This is a genomic window from Virgibacillus alimentarius, assembly GCF_000709085.1.
Lineage (GTDB): Bacteria > Bacillota > Bacilli > Bacillales > Amphibacillaceae > Virgibacillus_B > Virgibacillus_B alimentarius.
Map to the genome: position 1 here is coordinate 1 of NZ_JFBD01000093.1, position 3593 is coordinate 3593.

A 3593-nucleotide genomic window follows, 5' to 3' on the forward strand; every position below is an offset into this window, starting at 1 on the left:
TTGTACATACTGGTTGTTTTGTTCAGTTTTCAAAGAGCAAATTGTGCTTCGCCGTTCAAAATGGCGACTTTATTAATATACCATAAAGACAAGATTAAGTCAATAACTTTTTTGAAGTTTTTTGTTTCTTGTCGTTAATTGCGGTTGGTATTTCCGCAACGAAACTAACTTTATCATGGTTCGCATACATTGTCAACGCAAATTTCATTTAATTTTCCTTTTTTATTTATACCTTATTTAACGACGTTATTGCTATACAAAGGTTGTTTCCTATTTTCTCCCTATCAATATTTGTCCAGCTTTCTAAACATTGTGAAATAAACATGGATTATTTTACTTGATATATCCTTTGATATACCCCTTTTTCATTTGTTGTTTTGTACAAGGTTTGTATAATGCCTTTTTTGGTTAAATAAAATATCATAGAGGTTAAATAGGATGAGTAAGGTGTTATTTCCGAATGAAACTTTAAATCCGCGTAAGTCCAAGCAATGTTTTTACTTTTCATAATATCCAATAAATGTTTTATTGATGTTCTGGCTCTAGTGCTGATTACAAAATCTGTTGCTATTAGCATTAATTGAACACGCTGTTTTATTTCTTCTTTACTCTCAACTAATTCTTCATATAATTTATATACTTCAATGTCTAAGTGTTTAACTTGATTCCAAACCGTTACTTCTGGGTATATACCTCTGTCAATTATTGTTAAACGCGCTAGGTAATGAAGTGAATGAACTATTCTACTATATGCATCCTTATACTGAAATGTTTCATAAAGAACTTCCGCTTCATTGTAGCTTTTAATAAGTTTCCCAAATTCTACTGCTTTACGTAATTCTTTTTTATTGTTTGGCGATTTCTGCAACTCCTGTTTTAATGTTGTAACATATTCATCTCGTTCAAATAAGACTGTCCCATTTACTATCCAATCTAGCACCTTGTGGTATTTACGCACGTCGACCCACTTCATTAATAATGGGTGTGTCAGTATATGTACAGCAGCAATTTCATCTTCTTTTTCATAGTGTTTTACATCCCATGGCACCTGAGCATTATTTACAATAACGAGCAAAATAATATCCATATTATCTGTAAACGGACTGTTTCTCTTCTTTTTTTTCATGATTATAATTCCTAAGGTATTTATACGATTCATTTTCTCTTGATAAATGTTCTTTATAAAATGTTGCATTGTCCATTTTCCCCCTATTCTTAAATACTATCTATTTCGCTATTTCGTTGTATTCATATAAAATCCTTTTTCTCAAACGAAAATTCACGTAAAATATGCTATACTAGCTTTGAGAATATAAGGAGGAAACACATGGCACAGCAAGATTTAGTATACTCAAGTAAAATAAATAAAATCCGCTCATTTGCCTTGATTTTAATTTTTGTTGGTATCCTATTTATGTACATTGGTATATTAACAAAAAAAATTGAATGGTTAATGGTTTTATTTTTTATCATTGGAATTCTATTTGTTATTTTCAGTTGTGTGGTTTATTTTTGGATCGGTATGTTATCAACAAAGGCAATACCAATCATCTGCCCGAGTTGTGAAAAGCCAACCAAAATGCTTGGACGAGTCGATGCTTGTATGCACTGCAAACAACCACTGACATTAGATAAAGAGCTTGAAGGCAAAGAATTTGATGAAAAATATAACACACGTCGTTACAGAAAAGAATTAAAAGAGAAAAAGAGGCAAAGTGGTAACGATAAAAATTAAAATCCGTCTGTTGGCGGATTTTTTTCTATTCCTGTTATTTTTCGTTTGATATACTTACTATAAGTCTAAAATCAATTTTAAAGGAAGTTTTTTATGGAAAATCAAAAACCTTTTCTTCATTTTAATTTTGCAAACAAAAATGGAAACATAGATCCATTAACCTTAAGTAACCCAAGTAAACTTATAGTTGCTAAAACTGTTGAGGAGGTCATCCCCTCTCTACAAAAAATCGAGAATGAAGTAGAAAAAGGAAAGTTTGCAGCAGGCTATTTATCATATGAAGCAGCTCCGGCGTTTGATTCCGCCCTTTTTGTCAAAAAAAATAATCAATTGCCTTTATTATGGTTTGGTATATTTGATGAACCAGCTTCAGAACCAGAAAAAATTAAGGACACTTTTTCTTCTACGCCTTGGAAACCTTCTGCTACAGTTAACCAGTACCACCGAAATATTGATAAGATTCATAAAAATATAAAACAAGGCATAACCGAACAAGTAAATTATACGATACAAATGAAATCAGAATTTAGTGGTGATGCATTTGCGTTTTACAATCAGTTAAAAGAAGCACAAGATGCAAAATATACGGCTTATTTAAATACAGGTGATCACACGATACTATCTGCCTCCCCGGAGCTTTTTTTTCGTATCGATAATAATAAAATAACAACAAAGCCGATGAAAGGTACGGTAAGCCGTGGCAAGACTTATAAAGAAGATTTAGAAAACGCTGAGTGGCTGCAAAGCTCAAAAAAGAACCAAGCAGAAAATAAATTAATCGTTGATTTAATGCATAAGGATTTAGGAAAAATTGCTAATCCTGGAACAGTTGAAACTACGAAATTATTTGAAATTGAGAAATATCCAACGGTATATCAAATGACATCCACCATAACGGCAAATTTATCACCCAAAAAAAGTATGACAGATATTTTCAAAGCGCTTTTTCCATGTGGTTCTATTACAGGTTTGCCAAAAAAAGAGACAATGCAGGTTATCGCTGATTTGGAAACCGCTCCTCGAGAGGTGTATTGTGGAGCAATAGGTTTTATAACACCGAAAAAAAAGGCCGTTTTTAATGTACCAATTCGAACAGTGATCATTGATAATGAGAGCAGAAAATCAACATATGGCGTTGGAGGCGGTATAACACTTAAATCTTCCAAGGAAGAAGAGTATAAAGAAGTTTTAGCAAAATCTGAATTACTACATACGGCACGCCCAAGTTTCTCATTACTTGAAACAATTGGTCTTTTTGATGGGAAGTATTTTGTTTTGAAGAACCATTTAAAGCGTTTAAGGGAGAGCGCTGCCTACTTTAATTACAGTTTAGACATACCGGCTATTAGAAATGAATTAACAAAACTGTCCGCAAATCATATATCTGGCAATTATAAAGTACGTTTGCTCGTTTCTAAAAGCGGAAAATTCAATACAGAGATTCATCCATTAAACAAGCCTTTAAATGAAATACGCGTCAAATTGGCAGATAAGCCCGTCCATAAAGAGAATGTTTTTTTATTTCATAAAACAACAAATCGAGCCTTTTATGAAAAGCATAAACAACATTCCCCAGATTACTTCGACGTATTATTATGGAATGAACTTAAACAAATAACAGAATTTACTACAGGGAATATAGTAGTAGAGATGGATGGTAAACTTTACACACCGCCTGTTACTTGTGGTTTGTTGGCAGGAACATTCCGAAATGAATTACTGCTTGATGGTGTTATAAAAGAACGTATTTTAAACGTGAACGAACTGGCTGATTGTTCAAAAATCTGGTATGTAAACAGTGTTCGAAAATGGGTAACTGTCCATCTGGAAAAATAAAATAGAGGCTGGGACAAAACTC

Annotated in this window: 3 protein-coding genes; 2 read left to right on the forward strand and 1 reads right to left on the reverse strand. The window is 32.7% G+C overall.

From position 1 onward, the window contains the following. Positions 1-328: 328 nt before the first annotated feature. Positions 329-1195 carry a nucleotidyltransferase-like protein gene (locus tag GZ63_RS0113765; RefSeq protein WP_029270515.1) on the reverse strand — a complete coding sequence of 289 codons (867 nt, stop codon included), beginning with the start codon at positions 1193-1195 and terminating at the stop codon, positions 329-331. Between the two features lie 132 nt (positions 1196-1327). On the opposite strand from GZ63_RS0113765, the gene GZ63_RS0113770 reads away from it, so the two are divergent. Further along, a complete protein-coding gene (locus tag GZ63_RS0113770; protein ID WP_029270517.1) occupies positions 1328-1735 on the forward strand; it encodes a YgzB family protein in 408 nt (135 codons plus the stop codon). 93 nt (positions 1736-1828) lie between these two features. Continuing rightward, on the forward strand, positions 1829-3571 hold the full coding sequence (gene pabB, locus GZ63_RS0113775; protein ID WP_029270519.1) for an aminodeoxychorismate synthase component I: 1743 nt from the start codon (positions 1829-1831) through the stop codon (positions 3569-3571). The last annotated feature ends 22 nt before the right edge of the window (positions 3572-3593 follow it).